20 protein-coding genes are annotated in these 20,009 nt (G+C 69.2%); 8 read left to right on the top strand and 12 right to left on the bottom strand.

The features are described 5' to 3' along the window. Positions 1-29 precede the first annotated feature (29 nt). Genes F6X38_RS15365 through F6X38_RS15345 form a run of 5 tightly spaced genes read left to right on the top strand, consistent with a single transcriptional unit; the run spans position 30 to position 5,960 of the window. On the top strand, positions 30-500 hold the full coding sequence (locus F6X38_RS15365; RefSeq protein WP_150971152.1) for a formate dehydrogenase subunit gamma: 471 nt from the start codon (positions 30-32) through the stop codon (positions 498-500). Further along, entirely contained in the window at positions 497-2,047 is a 1,551-nt protein-coding gene (locus F6X38_RS15360; protein WP_161992770.1) for a formate dehydrogenase beta subunit, read from the top strand. The genes F6X38_RS15365 and F6X38_RS15360 overlap by 4 nt, the downstream gene beginning before the upstream one ends. A gap of 10 nt (positions 2,048-2,057) precedes the next feature. Next, on the top strand, positions 2,058-4,904 hold the full coding sequence (gene fdhF, locus F6X38_RS15355; RefSeq protein WP_150971089.1) for a formate dehydrogenase subunit alpha: 2,847 nt from the start codon (positions 2,058-2,060) through the stop codon (positions 4,902-4,904). Next, a complete protein-coding gene (gene fdhD / locus F6X38_RS15350) occupies positions 4,901-5,740 on the top strand; it encodes a formate dehydrogenase accessory sulfurtransferase FdhD (protein WP_246191367.1) in 840 nt (279 codons plus the stop codon). The genes fdhF and fdhD overlap by 4 nt, the downstream gene beginning before the upstream one ends. Next, positions 5,730-5,960 (top strand): formate dehydrogenase subunit delta, encoded by a 231-nt coding sequence (locus F6X38_RS15345; RefSeq protein ID WP_150971085.1) that lies wholly within the window; start codon positions 5,730-5,732, stop codon positions 5,958-5,960. The genes fdhD and F6X38_RS15345 overlap by 11 nt, the downstream gene beginning before the upstream one ends. A 2-nt stretch (positions 5,961-5,962) precedes the next feature. On the opposite strand, the gene F6X38_RS15340 is transcribed toward F6X38_RS15345, so the two are convergent. After that, a complete protein-coding gene (locus F6X38_RS15340) occupies positions 5,963-6,853 on the bottom strand; it encodes a DMT family transporter (RefSeq protein WP_150971083.1) in 891 nt (296 codons plus the stop codon). 112 nt (positions 6,854-6,965) lie between these two features. On the opposite strand from F6X38_RS15340, the gene F6X38_RS15335 reads away from it, so the two are divergent. From F6X38_RS15335 to F6X38_RS15325, 3 genes are read left to right on the top strand one after another with little or no spacing between them, the layout of a single operon-like run. After that, on the top strand, positions 6,966-7,484 hold the full coding sequence (locus tag F6X38_RS15335) for a MaoC family dehydratase (protein WP_202617987.1): 519 nt from the start codon (positions 6,966-6,968) through the stop codon (positions 7,482-7,484). Next, positions 7,481-8,182: a phosphoglycolate phosphatase gene (gene gph / locus F6X38_RS15330; protein ID WP_150971081.1), complete on the top strand. Its 702-nt coding sequence runs from the start codon at positions 7,481-7,483 to the stop codon at positions 8,180-8,182. The genes F6X38_RS15335 and gph overlap by 4 nt, the downstream gene beginning before the upstream one ends. Positions 8,183-8,205: 23 nt before the next feature. Next, positions 8,206-8,454, top strand: a complete 249-nt coding sequence (locus F6X38_RS15325) for a DUF2188 domain-containing protein (RefSeq protein WP_150971079.1) — start codon at positions 8,206-8,208, stop codon at positions 8,452-8,454. 12 nt (positions 8,455-8,466) lie between these two features. Here F6X38_RS15325 and F6X38_RS15320 read toward each other — a convergent pair whose 3' ends face one another. From F6X38_RS15320 to F6X38_RS15270, 11 genes are all read right to left on the bottom strand, one after another. Next, complete coding sequence (locus tag F6X38_RS15320) at positions 8,467-10,269, bottom strand: chloride channel protein (RefSeq protein ID WP_150971077.1); 1,803 nt, start codon at positions 10,267-10,269, stop codon at positions 8,467-8,469. Between the two features lie 63 nt (positions 10,270-10,332). Further along, positions 10,333-10,725, bottom strand: coding sequence for a response regulator (locus tag F6X38_RS15315; RefSeq protein WP_150971075.1), 393 nt, complete (start codon positions 10,723-10,725; stop codon positions 10,333-10,335). A gap of 110 nt (positions 10,726-10,835) precedes the next feature. After that, positions 10,836-11,585, bottom strand: coding sequence for a cell wall hydrolase (locus F6X38_RS24225; protein WP_425482868.1), 750 nt, complete (start codon positions 11,583-11,585; stop codon positions 10,836-10,838). Positions 11,586-11,659: 74 nt separating this feature from the next. After that, positions 11,660-12,316: a class II aldolase/adducin family protein gene (locus tag F6X38_RS15305; protein WP_150971147.1), complete on the bottom strand. Its 657-nt coding sequence runs from the start codon at positions 12,314-12,316 to the stop codon at positions 11,660-11,662. Positions 12,317-12,348: 32 nt separating this feature from the next. Next, positions 12,349-13,737, bottom strand: coding sequence for an FGGY-family carbohydrate kinase (locus F6X38_RS15300; protein ID WP_150971073.1), 1,389 nt, complete (start codon positions 13,735-13,737; stop codon positions 12,349-12,351). Continuing rightward, a complete protein-coding gene (locus F6X38_RS15295; protein ID WP_150971071.1) occupies positions 13,734-14,285 on the bottom strand; it encodes an SIS domain-containing protein in 552 nt (183 codons plus the stop codon). The genes F6X38_RS15300 and F6X38_RS15295 overlap by 4 nt, the downstream gene beginning before the upstream one ends. Beyond that, positions 14,282-15,346 carry an ABC transporter permease gene (locus F6X38_RS15290; RefSeq protein ID WP_150971070.1) on the bottom strand — a complete coding sequence of 355 codons (1,065 nt, stop codon included), beginning with the start codon at positions 15,344-15,346 and terminating at the stop codon, positions 14,282-14,284. Before F6X38_RS15290 ends, F6X38_RS15295 begins: the two co-directional genes overlap by 4 nt. Continuing rightward, positions 15,339-16,370, bottom strand: coding sequence for an ABC transporter permease (locus F6X38_RS15285; RefSeq protein WP_150971068.1), 1,032 nt, complete (start codon positions 16,368-16,370; stop codon positions 15,339-15,341). The genes F6X38_RS15290 and F6X38_RS15285 overlap by 8 nt, the downstream gene beginning before the upstream one ends. Then, complete coding sequence (locus F6X38_RS15280) at positions 16,363-17,856, bottom strand: sugar ABC transporter ATP-binding protein (protein WP_150971066.1); 1,494 nt, start codon at positions 17,854-17,856, stop codon at positions 16,363-16,365. Before F6X38_RS15280 ends, F6X38_RS15285 begins: the two co-directional genes overlap by 8 nt. A 57-nt stretch (positions 17,857-17,913) precedes the next feature. Further along, entirely contained in the window at positions 17,914-18,921 is a 1,008-nt protein-coding gene (locus F6X38_RS15275; protein WP_150971065.1) for a substrate-binding domain-containing protein, read from the bottom strand. A 32-nt stretch (positions 18,922-18,953) separates the two neighbouring features. Beyond that, positions 18,954-19,982 carry a LacI family DNA-binding transcriptional regulator gene (locus tag F6X38_RS15270; protein WP_246191366.1) on the bottom strand — a complete coding sequence of 343 codons (1,029 nt, stop codon included), beginning with the start codon at positions 19,980-19,982 and terminating at the stop codon, positions 18,954-18,956. Positions 19,983-20,009: the final 27 nt, after the last annotated feature.

Genomic DNA, 20,009 nt, shown 5'->3' with positions numbered 1-20,009 from the left:
GCTCGCGTGGCTGGGAGGCCACCTGCCGGATGCCCCATACCGCCTTCTCAGCCGACGAGGCTCTGCTGATCGTCGCCGAGCTGAAGCATTTGGAAGGGCCGTTGCTGCCGATCCTGCACGCGTTGGAGGCACGTTTTGGCCATGTGCCGGAAGCGGCGATCCGCCTCGTGTCGGCCGAGCTGAACCTATCCCGCGCCGAGGTGCACGGCGTCATGTCGTTCTATCACGACTTCCACGCCGAGCCGCACGGGCGCCGCGTCCTGAAGGTCTGCCGGGCGGAGGCCTGCCAGGCGCGCGGCGGCGACCGGATCGCCGACGCCTTCGAGGACGCGCTGGGGGTGCGGATCGGCGAGACCTCGCCCGGCGGGCAGGTGTCGCTGGAAGCGGTCTACTGTCTCGGCCTCTGCGCGATCGGCCCGAACGCGATGCTGGACGACCGGCCCGTCGCACGGCTGACGCCGGCGAAGGTCGAACGGCTGGTCGAGGAGGCGCGGCTGTGACGCGGGTCTTCCTGCCGCTCGACACCTTTGCCGTCGCCTGTGGCGCGGACGAGATCGCTGAGGAACTGACGCGCGAAGCCGGGGCTCGCGGCCTCGATGTCGAAATCGTCCGCACCGGCTCGCGCGGGATGGCGTGGCTGGAGCCGCTCTTGGAGGTCGAGACCGGGGAAGGGCGGATCGGCTACGGGCCGGTCGAGCCGGGTGAGATCGCCGCGCTTCTCGATGCCGGGGTGCTGGACGGCGCGGCGCACGAAAGAGGGATCGGGCGGGTCGAGGAGCACCCGTTCCTGCAAGGCCAGACGCGCCTCACCTTCGCGCGCTGCGGCGTGATCGATCCGCTGTCGCTCGACAGCTACCGCGCGCATGGCGGCCTTGCCGGGCTGGAGCGTGCGGCGCAGATGGAGCCGCTCGCGGTCGTCGCGGAGATCACGGATTCGGGCCTGCGCGGGCGCGGCGGTGCGGGCTTCCCGACCGGCATCAAGTGGAAGACGGTCGCCGAGGCGTCGGCGGATCGGAAATACATCGTCGCCAATGCCGACGAGGGGGATTCCGGCACCTTCGCCGACCGGATGATCATGGAGGGCGACCCCTTCGCGCTGATCGAGGGCATGGCCATCGCCGGCCTCGCCACCGGCGCGACGAAAGGCTTCGTGTATCTGCGCTCGGAATACCCGGTCGCGATCCGCGTTCTGACGGAAGCGGTGGAACGGGCGCGGGCAGGGGGCGTGCTCGGCCCCTCCGTCCTCGGCAGTCCCCACGCCTTCGACATCGAGGTGCGGGTCGGGGCGGGAGCCTATGTCTGCGGCGAGGAGACCTCGCTCCTCGAAAGCCTCGAAGGCCGGCGCGGCCAAGTGCGCGCCAAGCCGCCGCTGCCGGCGATCAAGGGACTGTTCGGCCGACCGACCGTGATCAACAACGTCGTGACGCTCGCCTCCGTGCCGGCGGTGATGGCGGATGTCGGCCGGTACAAGTCGCTCGGCTTCGGCCGCTCGCGCGGGACGATGCCGCTGCAGATCGCCGGCAACGTCCGCTACGGCGGGCTCTACGAAGCGCCCTTCGGCATCACGCTCGGGCAGATCGTCGACAGAATCGGCGGCGGCACCGCGTCGGGGCGTCCCGTGAAGGCGGTGCAGGTCGGCGGGCCGCTCGGCGCGTATTTTCCGCGTGAGCTGTTCGACACGCCCTTCGACTACGAGAGCTTCGCCGGGCGCGACGGCCTCATCGGCCATGCCGGCATCGTCGTCTTCGACGACACGGCCGACATGGCGCGGCAGGCGCGCTTCGCCTTCGAGTTCTGCGCGGTGGAATCCTGCGGCAAGTGCACGCCCTGCCGCGTCGGCGCGGTGCGCGGGCGGGAGGCGATGGACAAGCTGATCGCCGGCGAGCGGCCGGCGGCGAACCTCGAACTCGTCGAGGACCTCTGCAACACGATGAAGTTCGGATCGCTCTGCGCCCTCGGCGGTTTCACCCCATACCCGGTGATGAGCGCCATCACGCATTTCCCGGAAGACTTCGGCCGCCCGCCCATGAGCGAGGCGGCGGAATGAGGAGGGCCCGATGAGCCTCGTTCACGAGATCGACTACGGCACGCCGAAGTCCGTCTCCGAGAAGACTGTCACGCTCACCGTCGACGGCTTCGAGGTGACCGTGCCGGAAGGCACGTCGCTGATGCGCGCGGCGCAGGAAGCCGGCATCTCCGTGCCGAAGCTCTGCGCCACCGACATGCTGGAATCGTTCGGCTCCTGCCGCCTTTGCCTCGTCGAGATCGAGGGGCGGAACGGCACGCCCGCCTCCTGCACGACGCCGGCGATGGCGGGCATGAAGGTCTCGACGCAGACCGAGCGGCTGAAGCGCATTCGCAAAGGGGTGATGGAGCTCTACATCTCCGACCACCCGCTCGACTGCCTGACCTGCGCCGCGAACGGCGACTGCGAGCTGCAGGACACGGCGGGAGCGGTTGGCCTGCGCGAGGTACGCTACGGCTATGCGGGCGACAACCATCTCGGCCAGCCGAAGGACCAGTCGAACCCCTACTTCCAGTTCGACGCCTCGAAATGCATCGTCTGCTCGCGCTGCGTCCGGGCCTGCGAGGAAGTGCAGGGCACCTTCGCGCTGACGATCCAAGGCCGCGGCTTCGGCTCGAAGGTCTCGGCCGGCCTCCGGTCGGACGACTTCTTCTCCTCCGAATGCGTCTCGTGCGGCGCCTGCGTGCAGGCCTGTCCGACGGCGACGCTGGAAGAGAAGTCGGTGATCGAGATCGGCACGCCCGAGCATTCGGTCGTGACCACCTGCGCCTATTGCGGCGTCGGCTGCTCGTTCAAGGCGGAGATGCGCGGCGAGGAACTCGTCCGCATGGTGCCGTACAAGGACGGCAAGGCGAACCGCGGCCATTCCTGCGTGAAGGGCCGCTTCGCCACCGGCTACGCCACGCATCCGGACCGCGTGCTCGAGCCGATGATCCGCGAAAAGCATGACCAACCGTGGCAGGTGGTGTCTTGGGAAGAGGCGATCGGCTACGCGGCCTCGAAGATCAAGGACATCCAGGCGCGCTACGGCCAAGGCTCGGTCGGCGCGATCTCCTCGTCGCGCTGCACGAACGAGGAAGTCTACCTGATGCAGAAGATCGTGCGCGCGGGCTTCCGCAACAACAACATCGATACCTGCGCCAGAGTCTGCCATTCGCCGACCGGCTACGGCCTTTCGACCACCTATGGCACCTCGGCCGGCACGCAGGACTTCGACTCGGTGGAGGAGTCGGACGTCATCCTCGTCATCGGCGCCAATCCGACCGACGGCCATCCTGTCTTCGCGTCCCGCATGAAGAAGCGGCTGCGGCAGGGGGCACGGCTGATCGTGATCGACCCGCGCCGGATCGACCTCGTGAAAACGCCGCATGTGGAGGCGGACTACCACCTGCCGCTCAGGCCCGGCACCAACGTCGCGATGCTGACGGCGCTGGCGCATGTCATCGTCACCGAAGGGCTGGTGGACGAAACCTTCGTGCGCGAGCGCTGCGAATGGGACGCCTTCCAGGACTGGGCCGCCTTCGTCGCCGACGAAAACCGCTCGCCGGAAGCGATGGAGCAGACGACCGGCGTTCCGGCCGACCTCGTCCGGCAGGCCGCACGGCTCTACGCGACGGGTGGCAACGCCGCGATCTATTACGGCCTCGGCGTCACCGAGCATAGCCAAGGCTCGACCTCGGTGATGGCGATCGCCAACCTCGCGATGGCGACCGGCAATATCGGCCGGCGCGGCGTCGGCGTGAATCCCTTGCGCGGCCAGAACAACGTGCAGGGCTCCTGCGACATGGGCTCGTTCCCGCACGAGTTCACCGGCTACCGCCACGTGTCGCGCGATGAGGTGCGCGAGACCTTCGAGAGCCTTTGGGGCGTCTCGATCAGTTCGGAGCCGGGCCTGCGCATTCCGAACATGTTCGATTCGGCGATCGACGGCACGTTCAAGGGCCTCTACGTCCAGGGCGAGGACATCCTCCAGTCCGATCCCGACACGAAGCACGTGTCGGCCGGGCTCGAAAACCTCGAACTCCTGATCGTGCAGGACCTGTTCCTCAACGAGACGGCGAACTACGCCACCGTCTTCCTGCCGGGTTCGACCTTCCTCGAGAAGGACGGCACCTTCACCAATGCCGAGCGGCGCATCAACCGTGTCCGCCGCGTCATGGCGCCGAAGAACGGCTATGCCGATTGGGAGGTGACGCAACTGCTCGCCCGGGCCATCGGCATGGAGATGGACTACAAGCACCCATCCGAGATCATGGATGAGGTGGCGCAGACGACGCCGACCTTCGCCGGCGTCTCCTACGCTCTCCTGGAGGAGAAGGGCTCGGTGCAGTGGCCCTGCAACGAGACCCACCCGGAAGGCTCGCCGATCATGCATGTCGGCGAGTTCATGCGCGGCAAAGGCAATTTCGTCATCACGGAATACGTCGCGACCGACGAGAAGGTTGGTCCGCGCTTCCCGCTGCTGCTCACCACCGGCCGCATTCTCTCGCAGTACAATGTCGGCGCGCAGACGCGCCGCACGCAGAACACGGTCTGGCACGAGGAGGACCGGCTGGAGATGCATCCGCACGACGCGGAGCAGCGGGGCGTGCGCGACGGCGACTGGGTGAAGCTCGCGTCGCGCGCCGGGGAAACGTCGCTGCGCGCGAAGATCACCACCCGCGTCGCGCCCGGCGTCGTCTACACGACCTTCCACCACCCGTTGACGCAGGTGAACGTCATCACCACCGACTTCTCGGACTGGGCGACGAACTGCCCGGAATACAAGGTGACGGCGGTGCAGGTCTCGCCCTCCAACGGCCCGACCGAATGGCAGGAGGACTACCGCGAACTCTCCGAGATGAGCCGCCGCATCGTGCCGGCGGAAGCGGCGGAGTGAGCGAAAGCCTCGCTTCCCGCCGCCGGCGGGCGCTGCTGTTCCGCGACGGGCGGTTCGTTCCCGGCGAGCGGGCGGTGCCGGAGGAGGTCGCGGTCGCCATCTCGGTCGACGGCTCGACCCATGCGGTGATGATGGCGAGCCCGCGCGATGTCGAGGACCTCGGCCTCGGCCTGACTTTGAGCGAGCGGATCGTCTCCCACCCCCGCGAGATCGAGCGGATCGAGGTGGTCGAGACCGAGGCGGGGCTCGATTGCCAGATCCGCCTCGATCCGGAGCGCGGCCGGACCTATGTCGCCCGCCGCCGGCAGATGACCGGGCCGGTCGGCTGCGGGCTCTGCGGCGTCGAATCGCTCGAACTCGCCGCGCCCGTCCTGCCGGTCGTGCGGGCGGAGCCGCGCTTCGATCCCGCCATGCTGGCCGAGGCGATGGAGGCGATGGCGCGCGAGCAGCGGCTCGGCCGCGAAACCCGCGCGGTCCATGCCGCCGGCTTCTTCGCGCCGGACCGGGGCCTGATGGTCGTGCGCGAAGATGTCGGCCGCCACAACGCGCTCGACAAGGTCGTCGGCCATCTGGCGCGGAACGATGTCGATTCGGCATCGGGTTTCGTCGCGATCACCAGCCGCGTGTCGGTGGAGCTGATCCAGAAGACGGCGGTGATGGGCTCGGCCCTGATCGTCGCCGTCTCCGCCCCGACGGCGCTGGCGATCGACGAGGCCGAGCGGGCCGGCGTCACGCTCGTCGCCGTCGCGCGGGGAGCGGAGTTCGAGGTCTTCACCCACCCGCGCCGGCTTCGCGGCGCCGTGCCGGCGGAGGAGCACGCCAGCCATGCTGCATGACAAGCTCGTCCACATGGCGAACCAGATCGCTCTTTTCTGCGCCTCCAACCCCGCCGGAGCGCGCCAGACCGCCAACGTCGCCGACCACATCAACAAGTTCTGGGATCCCCGCATGCGCGAGAAGCTGATCGCCAAGGCGGAAAGCGGCGAGACGGCGGACATGCATCCGCTGGTGGTGGAGGCGATCCCGGCCATTCGGCGGCCGAACCCCGCCACCTGACGCTATCGGTCGGCGGGCGGCTTCGACGCGAGGCCGGAGAGATACCAGCCCGTCGCGCCGAGCACCACGACGCCGGCGAACAGCGCCGCGCCGGTCGGCACCTCGCCGAAGGCGAGAAACACCCAGAGCGGGCCGAGCACGACGTCGAGCAGCGCGATCAGCCCAGCTTCGCCCGATGGAATATGCCGGCCGCCGGTGAGGAAGAGCACGTAGGCGAGCGCGTTGGTGGCGAGGCCGAAGACGGCGAGGATCAGGAACTGGACCGGCGTCGGCCAGACGGCCGGCATCAGCGGCAGGGCGATGACGAAGCAGATCGCCGCCGCGCCGAGGTTGATCGCGGCCATCTGCAGGTGCGGATGCCGCCTCGACAGCACCATGAGGAAGGAGAAGCCGACCGTCATCGCGAAGGCCAGCGCGTTGCCGCGGATGTCGGAGGGCCCGAGGGCGGACGCGGCCATCGCGGCGATGCCGGCGAAGGAGATCGCGCTGGCGACGACGACCCGCCGCGTCGGCCGCTCGCCGAGCCAGAGAAAGGCGATGCCGGCCGCGACGAAGGGGATCGTCGCGTAGATCGTCATGACGTTCGCGACGTCGGTGAAGGTCAGCGCGCCGATATAGCCGAACATCGAGATCGCCGAGACCGGAATGGCGAGAAGCCCGACCGGGCCGAGGCCGGCGAGACCGCGGTCGACCCGGCCGCCATTCCGCCAGGCGACGATGGCGAGGAGCCCGAGCGCGCCGAAGAAAGCGCGCCAGCCGAAGACGGTCCAGACGTCGAGGTCGAGCAGACGCACGAAGAAGCCGGCGAGGCTCCACAGCAGCGTGCCGGCCGTGACGAGCGCGATGCCTGTCCGCCGCCTTCCGGTGCTCGCCGCCGAATCGATCGTCGCCATGCGTCGACAGTGAACGGACGGTGAACGCGGCACAACCCGGATCTTGGCGGGATGCGTCGCACCACCGCCTGCGCTATGTGGGCGGAAGCCGACCCCCGCAAGGACACCGCGATTGCCGAGCGAAGCCGCTATCGAAGCCGATCTGAGGGCGCGCCTCGTGCCGCTGGAGGCGTATCGGCGTCACTTGAATGGCGACGACTTCGTGTCCGGCTGGCTCGCCGTCGACCAGCCGATGATCGACACCTTCGCCGATGCGACGCGCGACCATCAGTTCATCCATGTCGATCCCGAACGCGCCAGGGCGGAAGCCCCGTTCGGCGGCACGATCGCGCACGGCTTCCTCACTCTGTCGCTGCTCTCGACGCTCGCCTTCGAGGCGCTGCCGGGCGTCGAGGGGACGCGGATGGGCATCAACTACGGCTTCGAGAAGGTGCGCTTCATCGCGCCGGTGAAGAGCGGTGCGCGGGTGCGCGGCCGCTTCCGGCTCGTCGGCCTGGTCGAGCGCGCCGTCTCGCTCCAGTCGAGCTGGGAGGTCGCGATCGAGATCGAGAGCGGAGCGAAGCCGGCGCTGACCGCGCACTGGATCACGCTGGCGGTGATCGAGCCGCGAGAGGAAGGAACACCGTCATGAAGCCCGCCGGCTGGCCGCGCGCCGTCCTGTTCGACCTCGACGGAACCCTCGTCGACAGCGCACCCGACATCGCGGAGGCGCTGAACGAGACGCTGGAAAGCTACGGCCATCCGCCCCTCACGCTGGAGGCGGTGACGAAGATGGTCGGGCGCGGCGTCGACGTCCTCGTCGAGCGGGCCTACGGCGCGCTCGGGCTCGAGATCGATCCCGCCACGCGAGAGCGCGTCGTCGACCGCTATGTGAAACTCTACGAGGCGAGGGCGACGCAGTCGACGGTGCTGATGGCCGGCGTCTCCGACCTCCTGCGCGACCTGAAGGAAAAGGGCGTGCCGCTCGGCGTCGTCACCAACAAGCCGGGTGAGGCGACCCGTGCCGTGCTCGACCATTTCCGGCTCGGCGAGCTGATGGCGGTCGTCGTCGGCGGCGACGCCGGACCGGCGCTGAAGCCGGAGCCGGGCCTCCTGCTCCACGCCTGCGAGGCGCTCGGCTTCGCGCCCTCCGACGTGGTCTTCGTCGGCGACAGCGAGAACGACGTCCTTGCGGCGCGCGCGGCCGGGATGCCGATCGTCGCGGTGGCGGGCGGCTACACCGAGCTCACGCCCGAGGCGCTCGGCGCGGACGCCGCGATCGAGCGGCTCGACGAGCTGCCGGCGGCGATTCTCGCTCTTGCCGAAGGGGAGGGTGCGCCCGAAGTCTGAGGCCACTTCAGAGGAGGATCGCGATGAGCGGAGTGAACTACGAAATCGTCGAGCACGACGGCGGCTGGGCCTACAAGGTCGGCGGCGTCTTTTCCGAGACGTATCGCAGCCACGACGCGGCGCTCGCCGCCGCGCGCGATGCCGCCGCGCGGCAGGGCCTCGCCGGCGAGACGGACGGCATCAGCTATCAGGACGCCGGCGGCGAATGGCACGAGGAGGTCGCCGACGGCTCGGACCGGCCGGAAACCCACGTCGTCGACAAGGAGATGTGACGCCGCCAGGGATCAGACCGTCTCGCCGGCGGCCTCCCGCCGGCGGGCTTCCAGCTCCTCGCTGTAGCGGCGCAGGAGATGGCTCTCGGTCAGGAGGCCGAGCACGCGCTTCGACGCCGGATCGTCCACCACGGCCAGCGCCTCGCTTTCGGCCCGGTCGAACAGGCGGCTCGCCTCCCGCGCGTTCATCTGCGGCAGCAGCATGAAATCCTTGAACCGGACGAGTTCCTTCACGCTCTTGTCGAGATCGTCGATGTCTTCCGAATAGGCGTCCGGCACCAGGACGATGCCGACATAGGCATCGGCGCGATCGGTAATGATGACGCGCTGCGAGGAACCCAGCGGGAAGTCGCGACGGAACACCTTCAGCGTCGTGTCCTCGCTCGCGGTGCGGAGATCCCGCCGCATCATCCGCCCGACCGAGAGGTTGCGGATCCAGCCGACGTCGTGCGCCGAGCGGATGCTCTCGCCGCGCAGGTGGAAGCGCCAGGTCGCGAAGGAATAGCCGAACGTCTTCCGGACCGTCATCGAAGCCGTGACCACCGCCGCCAGCACCAGCGCCGTCACCGGCAGGTCGCCGGTCATCTCCAGCGCGAGGAAGGTCATGGTCAGCGGGCCGCCGATGATCGAGACCGCCATCGTGCTCATGCCGACCAGCGCGTAAATCGGCGAGCTCAGCGCCGCCGCGCCGAAGATAGCGGCAGCCACGATGGCGAAGAGCTTGCCGAGGATCGAGCCGAGGAAGAGCGAGGCGAAGAACAGGCCGCCGCGAAAGCCGCTGCCGATGGAGATCGCCGATGCAAAGGCTTTCAGGAACAGGAGCAGCAGCAGCGTCGTGGCGGAAAGGCTCGCGTCGAAGGTCGCGTGCATCGCGCCGTGGCCGGCGGACAGGACCTGCGGCGTGATCGTCGCCAGCCCGGCGAGCACGAGCCCGCCCAGTGCCGGACGCAGCGCCGTCGGCACGCGGCTGAGACGGAACAGCGCCTCCGTCCGCGTCACCGTCGTCATCACCAGGATGCCGATGCCGGCCGCCAGCACGGCCAGCGCGATCGCCGGCGGATAGTCCAGCGCGTAGACCGGTCCCGGCGCGCCGATGTCGATCAGGTAGGCATTGCCGACGAAGATGCGGGAAATCAGCGCGCCGACCAGCGCGGCCGCGACCACCGGCGTCAGCGTCGCGATGGAGTAGGTGCCGATGACGAGCTCGAAGGCGTAGAACGCGCCGGTCAGCGGCGCGTTGAAGGCCGCCGCGATCGCGCCCGCCGCGCCGCAGCCGACGAGCGTCCGCATGTCGCTCCGACGCATCTGGAAGGAGATGCCGATCCGCGAGGCGACGCCCGAGCAGATCTGCGTATAGGCGGCCTCCAGCCCGACGGACGCGCCGAACCCGTTCGAGATGACGTTCTGCGCCACGACGATCAGGCTGTCCGTCAGCGACATCCGGCCGCCGTGCAGCGCGTTCGCCTCGATCGGATCGACCAGCGCCCGGTTGCGCCGCCGCCGCGACAGCGCGAACAGGAGGACGCCGAGCGCCAGCCCGCCCGCGGCCGGCAGGAAGACGAGCGACGGCGTCGCCAGGTCGCCGACCGCGCTCAGGCGCTCGTCCGGGCGGATGGTGAAGAACAGGACGTGCATCCACTGCGCCAGCGCGGCGATGCCGATCACCAGCAGGCCGGATGCGGCCCCGATCGCGACGGCGAGGACGGACAGGCCGAGTTCGTTGCCGCGCACGAGCGCGCGCAGCCGGTCCGGCGCCTTGACGGCCGGATCGGCGGAAGCGGTGGTGGGTGGCGCGGCGGCGACCTTCTGTTCCATATGCCGTCGGGCGGGTTGCGGCTGTAGCCGTCTCCTACCGCCCCGCCGCCAGTATGGCCAGCCTCAGGCGGCGAGGGCCATGTGGGCTGCGCGCGACATCGCCTCCTGCACCTGCGCGCAGCGATAGGGCTTGGCGAAGAACTGGCCGTTCTCGGGCAGCGTCTCCGGCCGCACCCGCAGGTGCCCCGACGTGACGAGGATCGCCATCGGCGGCCAGCGGTGATGGACGAGGTGCGCGAGCATCAGCCCGTCCATCGAGCCCGGCATGTCGACGTCGGTGAACAGGATGCGGATGGTCGGATCGCGTTCGAGCAGCCGCAGCGCCTCGTCGGCGTTCGCCGCCTCGACCGCCTCGAACCCGGCTTCCTCGACGAGGTCGACCGCATCGAGCCGCAGCAAGGGGTCGTCCTCGACGACGAGGACCTTGAGGCGGGAAAGGTGCGACAACCTGGACATGCGGGGAGAATGCGGAGGTCGCCGCGCGGTTTCGTCGTTTATTCGAGTCAAATGCGCGGCTTTCCAACGTGGTAAAGCGATCGTTACCGAGCAACCGCCGGTTTAACCGCTCAGTAAAGTCCGTCGCCGGCGAGCGCCTGGTCCACCGTGATGGAGGGCAGCGGCACGTCGCTCATCTGGCCGAGGCGGGTGGCGGGACCGGGCTCCGGCATCGCGTCGACGCCGGCGGGAACCTCGGCGGCGGTCTGGATGGGGGCCTCGCTCGGCGGCGCGAGGATCACCGGCACCGCGGTCTCGTCGGCGCCTTCCATGCGGGAGGCGATCATCCGCTCGCGCACCGCGGTGCGACCCGGCGGTTCGAACTCGAGGCGGTCGCCGCGCCGGGCGACTTCGGCCTGCGTCTGGGTCGGGTGCTTGCGCTTCTCGTAGAAGGCGTTGCCGCCGGCGATCGCGACGTAGTGCATGTTGTTATAGGGGTACGAGTAGCCGGCGGTGTGGAAGAACATCGCCCGGCGGCCGACTTCCTCGTGCCGCGCGCCGAGCAGCACCTCGCGCGCCGTCTGTCGCGCCAGCCGCTCGCCCTGGCCCATCTTCTTCGACAGGACGCCCGGCGCGAACTGGTTCTTCTGCCCGACGACGCCGCAAACGCTGCGGGGATAGCGGCCGGAATCCTTGCGGTTCATCACCACGGTCCCGACCGCGAGCATGCCGTCGTGGCTGGAGCGGTTCGACTCGAAGTACATGACGCGCGTCATGCAGTCTTCGGGCGTGAGCCGCTTCAGGCGCGAGCAGCCGGAAAGCCCTGCGAGGAAGCAGAGACCGACGATGAAGAGCGCGCGGCGGTAGGCGAAGATACGCAACACTGGCCGTCCGAATGGCGGATGTCCCGCCCTGACGGTCGCTCCGAACGGTTAAGAGTCCGTTGGAGCCGCCGCTACTCCCGCTGGCGCGCCGTGTCGTTGACGCCGTCGAGGTCCGGCGCCTGGCCGTAGCTCATGTTCTTCATCTGCTGGAGAACGCGCGCCATCTCCTCGTCGCTGAGGATCGGCGGCTCGCCGAGGGTCAGCGCCTGCACGTAGAGGCGCGAGATCGTCTCCACCTCGATCGCCAGCGCCAGCGCGGCGGCGAGCGTCCGGCCGAGCGAGATCTGGCCATGTTGGCCGAGAAGGCAGGCGAGCCGATCTTCCAGCGCCTCGATGGCGGCATCGGAAAGGGCTTGCGTCCCGAAGGTCGCGTACCGCGCGCAGCGGATCGTCGTGCCGCCGGCGACGCCCGTCATGTAGTGGAAGCTCGGGATCGTCTTGTGGTGGCAGGCGAGCGTCGTCGCATAGACCGAATGGCAGTGGAGCACGACGTCGATGTCCTCGCGCGCCGCCTGGATATCGCGGTGGAAGCGCCATTCCGAGGACGGGCGGTGCCGGCCCGCATAGGTGCCGTCGAAGGCCATCTGCACGAGGTCCTCCGGCTGCATCCGGTCGTAGGGCAGCGAGGTCGGCGTGATCAGGAAGCCGTCCGGGTTGCGCACCGACAGGTTGCCGGCGGTGCCCTGGTTGATGCCGCTCTCGTTCATGCGCCGGCAGGTCGCCACCATCTCGCGGCGAAGGGCTTGGTCGTCGTAGGCGGTCACTGCGGGTCACTCCTGTTGCGGGCGCTCTCGCGCCAACGGGCGCGATAGGATGTCAGGTCGGGCAGGCCCGACGCGTCGGGCGCGTCGGCGGAAAGCGGGGCGGGTCCGCGGCGCGTCGTGTGGCCGGCGAGCAGCGCCGCGCCGGTCGCCGTGCCGAACGGGTCGTGGTTGACGATGATGCGCGAGCGCGGCACCAGCGCCGCGACCAGCGCGCCGAACATCGGCTCCTGCACGAAGCCGCCGTCGAGCGCGACCGTCTGCGCGGTCGGCAGGTCGTCGAGGCATTCGGCGGTGAGGAGCGCGGCATAGAGCACGGCGAGGCCGTAGCGGTGCTCGGGGTCGTCGCCGAGCGGCCCTTCGACGAAGCCGCGACGCGCGGTGCCGGGGAACAGGCCGTCGTCCGGCCCGAAGGAGGGCAGCGCCATCGTGCCGCTCTCGACGAGGCGCGCCAGCGTTTCACGTGAAACACGGCGTGGCGCATCGCCGGCGACGCTTGAGAATTCGCGGCCGCCCATGGTCAGCATGCCGGGCGTCGGGCGGCCGAAGACGTCGGCGTTGCAGGAACGGGCCGGGCGCTCGGTGTCGAAGTCGACGCCCTCGCTCCGGTCGGTCAACGAGACGATCCAGGTGCCGGTGGAGACGACGGTGAGGTCGGACAGACCCGCCGCCTGATAGCGATAGAAGTTCGCCGACGAGTCGTGGACGCCGTTGAGGACGCGCGTTTCCGGGGCAAGACCGGTGCGGGCGGCGATCTCCGGCCGCAGGCATCCGAGCGCCTCCCATGCGGGGCGCATGGCGGGAAGCAGGCGCTCCCAACGCCTGTCCGCCACGAGTTGCGCCGGTTTCCCGTCCGCCGGGGCCCAGAGGTGCGACTGCGCGGCGAGGCTCGTCACCTCGCCGGCGGCGACGCCGCTGAGCCGCCACGCCCAGTATTGCGGGGTCGCGAGGAAGGCGGTCGCCCGCGCGAAGGCGTCCGGCCATTCCGCTTCGATCCAGAACATCTGCCGGGCGATATGCGCCGCGCCCAGCATTACGGCGCTGCCGCGCTCGCGCCAGGAACCGGCGATCCGGCGGTATTCGCCGGCGACAGCGGGCGGCGGCTCCTGCTCGTAGTCGATCATCGGCATCGCCGGGCCGTCCTCGCCGACGAGGACGCCACCCGAGCCGTGCGCGGTCGCGACAACCGCCTCGATCCGGTGGCGACGGCCGAGATCGGCCAGGCCGTCGAGCAGCCAGTCCTCCAACGCCGCGACGTCGTGGTGCCGGTAGGGCGGCCCGTCGAGCGAGCGGTTCGGGGCGGCGACATGCTCCAACAGCGCGCCGTCCGCCGTCGCGGCGAAGAGCTTGACGTTGGTCTTGCCGACGTCGAAGACGGCTATGCTCATTCGAGGTTCGTGTGGTTGGCGCGCATCGCCTCCGTCGAGACGCCGAGCCGGTCCTTCAGCTTCAGGATCATCACCTCGAAGAGCAGAAACAGGCAGCCCTCGAACACCGAACCCATCGGCAGGATCGAAACCTTGTCGCCCTGGTCGTCGGCCATGGTCTGCGCGGGCAGCACCAGCATCTCGTCGGCCATCTTCGGCACGCGGCCTTCCGGCTGCGCGGTAACGACGAGGACCTTCGCGCCGGCCGCCTTCGCGACGCCGACCAAGGCCACGGCAGTGGAGATTTCGCCCGGCCCGCAGGTGACGAACAGGAGGTCGCCGTCGCCCAGATGCGGCACCGTCATGTCGCCGACCACCGAGACCGAGCGCCCGAGATGGAAAAGGCGCATGGCGAAGCCCTTCACCTGCAGCCCCTCGCGCCCGCCGCCGAACACCGAAACGTGCCGTGCCGCCGCGATCGTCGCGACCGCGCGGTCGACTTCGGCCTCGTCCAGCCTGTCGAGGACGAGGCTCAGTTCCTCGCCGGCCCGGCGATAGAGGTTGGTCATGCCTTGCGCTTCCTGTTGCCGACGAAGCCGGCGAGCTGCGGTCCCAGCGTCTGGAACATCACCACGAGGATCAGGATCAGGCCCCAGATCGCGACGGTGAGATAGTTCGACAGGCCGAACTGGTTGAAGCCCGACGAGATGACTTGAAGGATGCCGAGCGCCAGCATCAGTCCGCCGATCGTGCCGAAGCCGCCGAACGGATCGACCCCGCCGAGCACCGCCGCGAGGATGGTCACGAGGAGGTAGGACTGCGCGTAGTCGGCGGAAGCCGAGTTGAAGGTCGCGAGCATGATCAGCGCCGCGACGAAGCAGGCGAGGCTCGATAGCGTGTAGACGCCGACGAGGACGCGCTTCACGTCGACCGCCGAATAGCGCGTCGCCTCGATGTTCGAGCCGATCATCGCGCAGGCGAGGCCGAAGGCGGTCCGCTTCAGGACCACGCCGAAGAGGATCGCCGCGAGGACGAGCACCACGAAGACCAGCGGCACGCCGAAGAACTGCGCGTTGCCAATGCTGCTGAACATCTCCGGCACGCCGGAAAGCGCCATGCCGCGCGTCAGATAGATGCTGATTCCGTCGATCAGCGACTTCGTGCCGAGCGTCACGAGGATCGGATGGACCCCGGTATAGGCGACGAGCGCGCCGGTCAGGAGGCCGATCACCAGACAGAGCGCGATGCCCGCCAGCAGCGCCAGCGCGATCACGCCAAGGCTCGCGGCCGCGCCGGCATCCGCCGGCATGGCGTTCTGCATGATCCAGACCATCAGAAGCGCTGAACTGTTCGTGGTCGCGATGATCGCGAGGTTGAGGCCGCCGGTGATCAGCGGCACCACCATCGCCAGCGACAGGAGCCCGAGCAGCGGCAACTGGTACATGAAGGACTGGAGGGTGCCGAAGCTCAGGAAGCCCGGCACGAACAGCGAGAACAGGACGAGGAGCAGCAGGAGCAGTGCGGCGAGGCCGGCCTGGCCGCCGGGCAGCCCGCCGCGCAGGCGCGCCATCAGGCTCTCGATGCCGTTGCCGGCGTCCCTCGATGCGGCGGCGGAGCGGTTCTCAGGCATGGGCCGCCTCGGCTCCGAGGATGCGGTGACGCCGTCCGCGGCGCGACGAGAGGACGGTGATCGAGGTCGAGACGAGGATCGTCAGGCCGATGACGATCTGGAAGAAGTAGGAGGAGACGCCGAGGAGGTTCAGCCCGTTCTGGAGCACCGCGAGGAGAACGATGCCGAGCAGCACGCCCGGCACCGTGCCGATGCCGCCGGTGAGGCTCGCGCCGCCGAGCACCGCGGCGGAGAGGACGCCGAGTTCGGTGTTGACCATCGCGTTCGGCACGCTCTCGCCGACGCGGTGCGCCTGCACGAGGCCGCCGAGCGCGGCCATGAAGCCGAGATAGCCGTAGGCGACGAAATGCAGCTTGCCGATACCGATGCCGATCCGGCGCGCGGCCTCGCCGTTGCCGCCCATCGCGTAGAGCTGCCGCCCGACCGAGGTCCGGGTCATCATCGCCCATGTCGCCAGCGCCACGACGGCCATCGCGACGATCGGCAGCGTGACGCGCACGAGGTCGCCGGAGGCGAGCTCGACCTCATAGAAGGTGACGCGATCGATCCACCAGTCCGGCAGGTCGTAGATCGACCGGCCGCCCGAAAAATACATCAGCGCCGAGAAGGACACGCTCATCGTCGCGATCGTCGCGATGATCGAGGTGATCCGCACGTAGTGGATCAGGGCGGCGTTGACGCAGCCGAGCAGCGTGCCGATCAGGAGGCCGGCGGCGATGACAAGCGGGGCGGGGAGGCCGAGGCGCGTCGCCAGCATCGCCGCCGAATACTGCGCGACGGAAGCGGTGGCGGCGAAGGAGATGTCGATGCCGCCCGATACCAGCACGACGAAGAGGCCCATCGCCATGATCGCCTGCACCGAATAGGTCTCCAGGAGATCGATGACGTTCGGCAGCGTCAGGAAGCCGGGGGCGAGCGCCGAGAATAGACCCCCGACGAGGAGGATCACGACGAGCAGCCACGCCTCGGGCTTGCGCCGGAGGCGGGTCAGCGCGGCGCCCCGTTCGGAGCCGCGGTCAGGCATAGATCCGCTCCTCCATCGCGTGTTCGGAAACCCGGCCCGGCACCGCCTCGCCGACGATGCGCCCTTGCCGCATGTGGAGGACGCGGTCGCAGGTGGCGAAGACCTCGCCGACCTCGTCCGAGATCACGATCACCCCGACGCCTTGATTCGCGAGGTCGGCCACCACCTCGTAGATCCCCTGCTTGTTCTTGATGTCGACACCGACGGTCGGCGAATCGAGAATGAGGACGCTCGGACGTGCCGCCAGCCATTTGGCCAGGACGACGCGCTGCTGGTTGCCGCCGGACAGCGTCTGCACCGGCCGATCGATGCCCGGCACCTTGATCGCGAGGCGCTTCACCCAGTCCTCGCCGAGCCCTCGCCGCCGGGTGGTAGGCAGCAGTCCGAAGCGGTTGCGCAGGCCTTTCATCACCGCGAGCACGACGTTGTCGCCGATCGACTGCGGTAGGATCACGCCGAGCGACAGGCGGTCCTCCGAGACGTAAGCGATGCCGGCCCGGACCGCGTCGCGGTTGGAGCGAAGCGTCAGCTCGCGTCCCTTCAAGCGGATCGTGCCGCCCTCCGACCGGTTCATGCCGAAGAGCGTCAGCGCCAGTTCCGTGCGGCCGGAACCGAGCAGGCCGACGAGCCCCAGCACCTCGCCGCGCCGGAGCGTGAAGGACACGTCGGCGAACTCGCCACGCCGCGACAGGCGGTTGACTTCGAGCAGCGGCTCGGCCCCGGCCATGTCGCGGGCGACGACTTTCGCCTCGATGTCGAGGCCAGTCATCAGGTGCGCGATGCGCCGCTGGTCGACCTCGCCGACCGGATAGGTGCCGACCTTTCGCCCGTCGCGCATCACGGTGACGCGCTCGGCGATTCGCACCACCTCGTCGAGCCGGTGCGAGACGAAGACGACGGCGATACCGTCGCTTTTAAGGCGTTCGACGATGGCGAGCAACCGGTCGACCTCGGCCCGGGTCAGCGAGGCGGTCGGCTCGTCCATGAAGATGAGGCGCGCCTTGCCCGCGAGGCCCCGCGCGATGGCGACGATCTGGCGCTCGGCGACGGAAAGGTCCGAGACCGCCGCGCCGAGATCGAGATGGAAATCGAGCCGCCCGAGCACCTCCCGGGCGATCCGCCGCATCGCGCCTTTTCGAACCGGCGAGAGCGCGGCCCCGAGATTGCTCTCGATCGCGATGTTCTCAGCGACGGTGAGGTTCGGGAACAGCGACAGGTCCTGGAAGATCACCTGGATGCCGAGCGCCTTAGCCTTGGCTGGATCGAGCGGCAGCACGTCCTGCCCATCGATCTCGATCCCGCCTTCGGTTGGGGGATGGACGCCCGCGACGGCCTTGATCAGGGTGGACTTGCCGCAGCCGTTCTCGCCGACGAGGCAGTGCACCTCGCCGGGCATCACGTCCCAGTCGATGCCCTCCAGCGCGCGAACGCCGCCGAAACGCTTCGAGAGGCCGGAGAGGTGGAGGAAAGGTGTCGCGTCAGCCATGCATGCTCCCGCCGGCGGAGGGACGGCGCGATGCCGCGCCGTCCACTCGCCTTCTCGTCAGAGGCCCATCTCGGCGAGGCGCCCGACATTCTCCTTGTCGAGCGATTCGAGCTTCTGCGCCTGGATCAGCTTCTTGTCCGGGTAGACGCGCACCTTGCCGACCTCGGCGAGCTCCATCCCGTCGGTCGGTTCCTTGCCCGCCGCCAGCATCGCCGCGACCTCGGCGAAGATCACGCCCGCCGTCATCGGGTTCCAGATGTAGCCGCCGCGGATGATGCCAGACTTCACGTAGCGCTGGCCCTGGCCGGGCGAGAAGCCGCCGACGAGGGCGATCGTCTTCGCCTTGCCGCGGTCGTCGAGCGCGCGCGCCGCGCCGATCGGCCCTTGGCTGCCGAAGGTCAGGATGCCCTTCAGGTCGGGGTTGGCGCGGATCTGGTCCTGCGTCGTCTTCAGGCTCTCGTCGACGCTCTCGGCGACGCCGAAACGGTCGCCGAGCATCTGCATCTTCGGATACTTCTCCTTCTGGTAGGCGATGGCGGCGTCCGCCCAGGCGTTGTGCAGCGGCACGGTCAGCGAGCCGACATAGACGATGTACTTGCCCTCCTCGCCCATTTCCTTGGCGAGAAGGTCCATGTGCGCCTTGCCGTATTCCTCCGTCGTCGTCAGCTCGAAGTCCCAGTCCTTCTCCTTCTGGTCCGGTCCCTCGTGCGCCAGCACCTTGATGCCTGCAGCCCGGGCGCGGCCGAGCACCGGGTCCAGCGCCGGCGAGTCGTTCGGCACGATACCAATCACCTGCACCTTGCGGGCGATCAGGTCCTCGATGGCGCGAACCTGCTGGGCGGCGTCGGCCTGCGTCGGGCCGACCATCCAGGCGTTGACCTTGTACTCGCCGGCGCCCTTCTTGATGCCCTGCTCCATGGCGTTGAACCACGGGATGCCGCCGATCTTCACGACGATGCCGGCCTGCGCCTCGGCAGCTTGCGCGAAGGCGAGCGGACCGCGCAGCGCGCTCGCCGCGATGCCGCCGCCGATGATCCCGAGCGCGTGGCGTCTGTTGATGATCATGCCCTTGTCCTCCCTTTGGCTGCTGTTCCCGTTCAGGCCGCCTCGTCTTCCCGCGAGGCGCCCGGCTGCCGCGCCGTCGATCCGCGGATCGTCACGGCGCATTCGAGGCGACGTGCCGTCGGCGTCGCCGCATCGTTCTCCATCCGCTTCACCAGGCGCTGCCAGGCGGCGTGGGCCATATCCTCCACCGGCTGCCGGACGGCGGTGACCGGCGGCGAAACGAGGCGCATCCATTCCATCTCGTCGAAGCCGGCGAAGGCGATGTCCGCCGGCACGCGAAGGCCGAGCCGGCCGACGAGCTTGTAGAGCTCCAGCGCCGTGACGTGATCGAGCGCGAACAGCGCCTCCGGCCGCCGCGCGTCGGCGAGGCGGCTCTCCACCGCATCGAGCCGTGCCGCATCGCCGATGCCGATCTCGACGATCTCGAAATACGTCGGCCCGGCGGCGGCGCGGATGCCGTCCCAGCGCTCGCGCACGTTGCTGATGGCGAGGCTGGTGCCGACGACGAGGCAGGAGCCGTAGCCCTCGCTGCCGAGATGCCGGGCGATCCGCGCCGCCGCCGGGCCGTTGTCGACGGCGACGAGATCGAAACCGCCGCTGTCCGGAATGCGGTCGGCGACCACCACAGGCGTGCCGCCGAGGCCGATCGGCAGGCGCTCCGCCAGCGCGCCGTCGCAGGGGATGACGATGAGCCCGGCCGGCCGCCAGGAGCGGATGCGCGACAGGCGATCCGCTTCCTCGGCAGGATCGTTCCGGGCGGAGACGACGACGAGGTCGAAGCCGGCGAGGCGCGCGGCGTGTTCCAGCGTCGAGACGAAGGTGGCGAACATCGGATTGGTGAGGTCCGGCACCACGACGCCGACCAGTGCGGCGCGGCCCGAACGCAGCCGCGACGCGGCGATATCCACCACGTAGCCGAGCTCGCCGACCGCCTTCAGGACCCGTTCCGCGAAGTCCGGCGAAACGCTCGCCTTGTTGTTGAGGACGTTGGACACCGTCGCGACCGAGACGCCCGCCCGTTCGGCCACCATGCGGATCGACGGATTTCGGGCTTTCGACACAATCGCCCTCCCAAGACGATCGGAGCC

It is taken from the genome of Plantimonas leprariae, assembly GCF_008802405.1.
GTDB classification, from domain to species: Bacteria; Pseudomonadota; Alphaproteobacteria; order Rhizobiales; family Rhizobiaceae; genus Plantimonas; species Plantimonas leprariae.
Note: the sequence above shows the minus strand (reverse complement) of the source record. Positions and strands in the feature narration are given on the sequence as shown.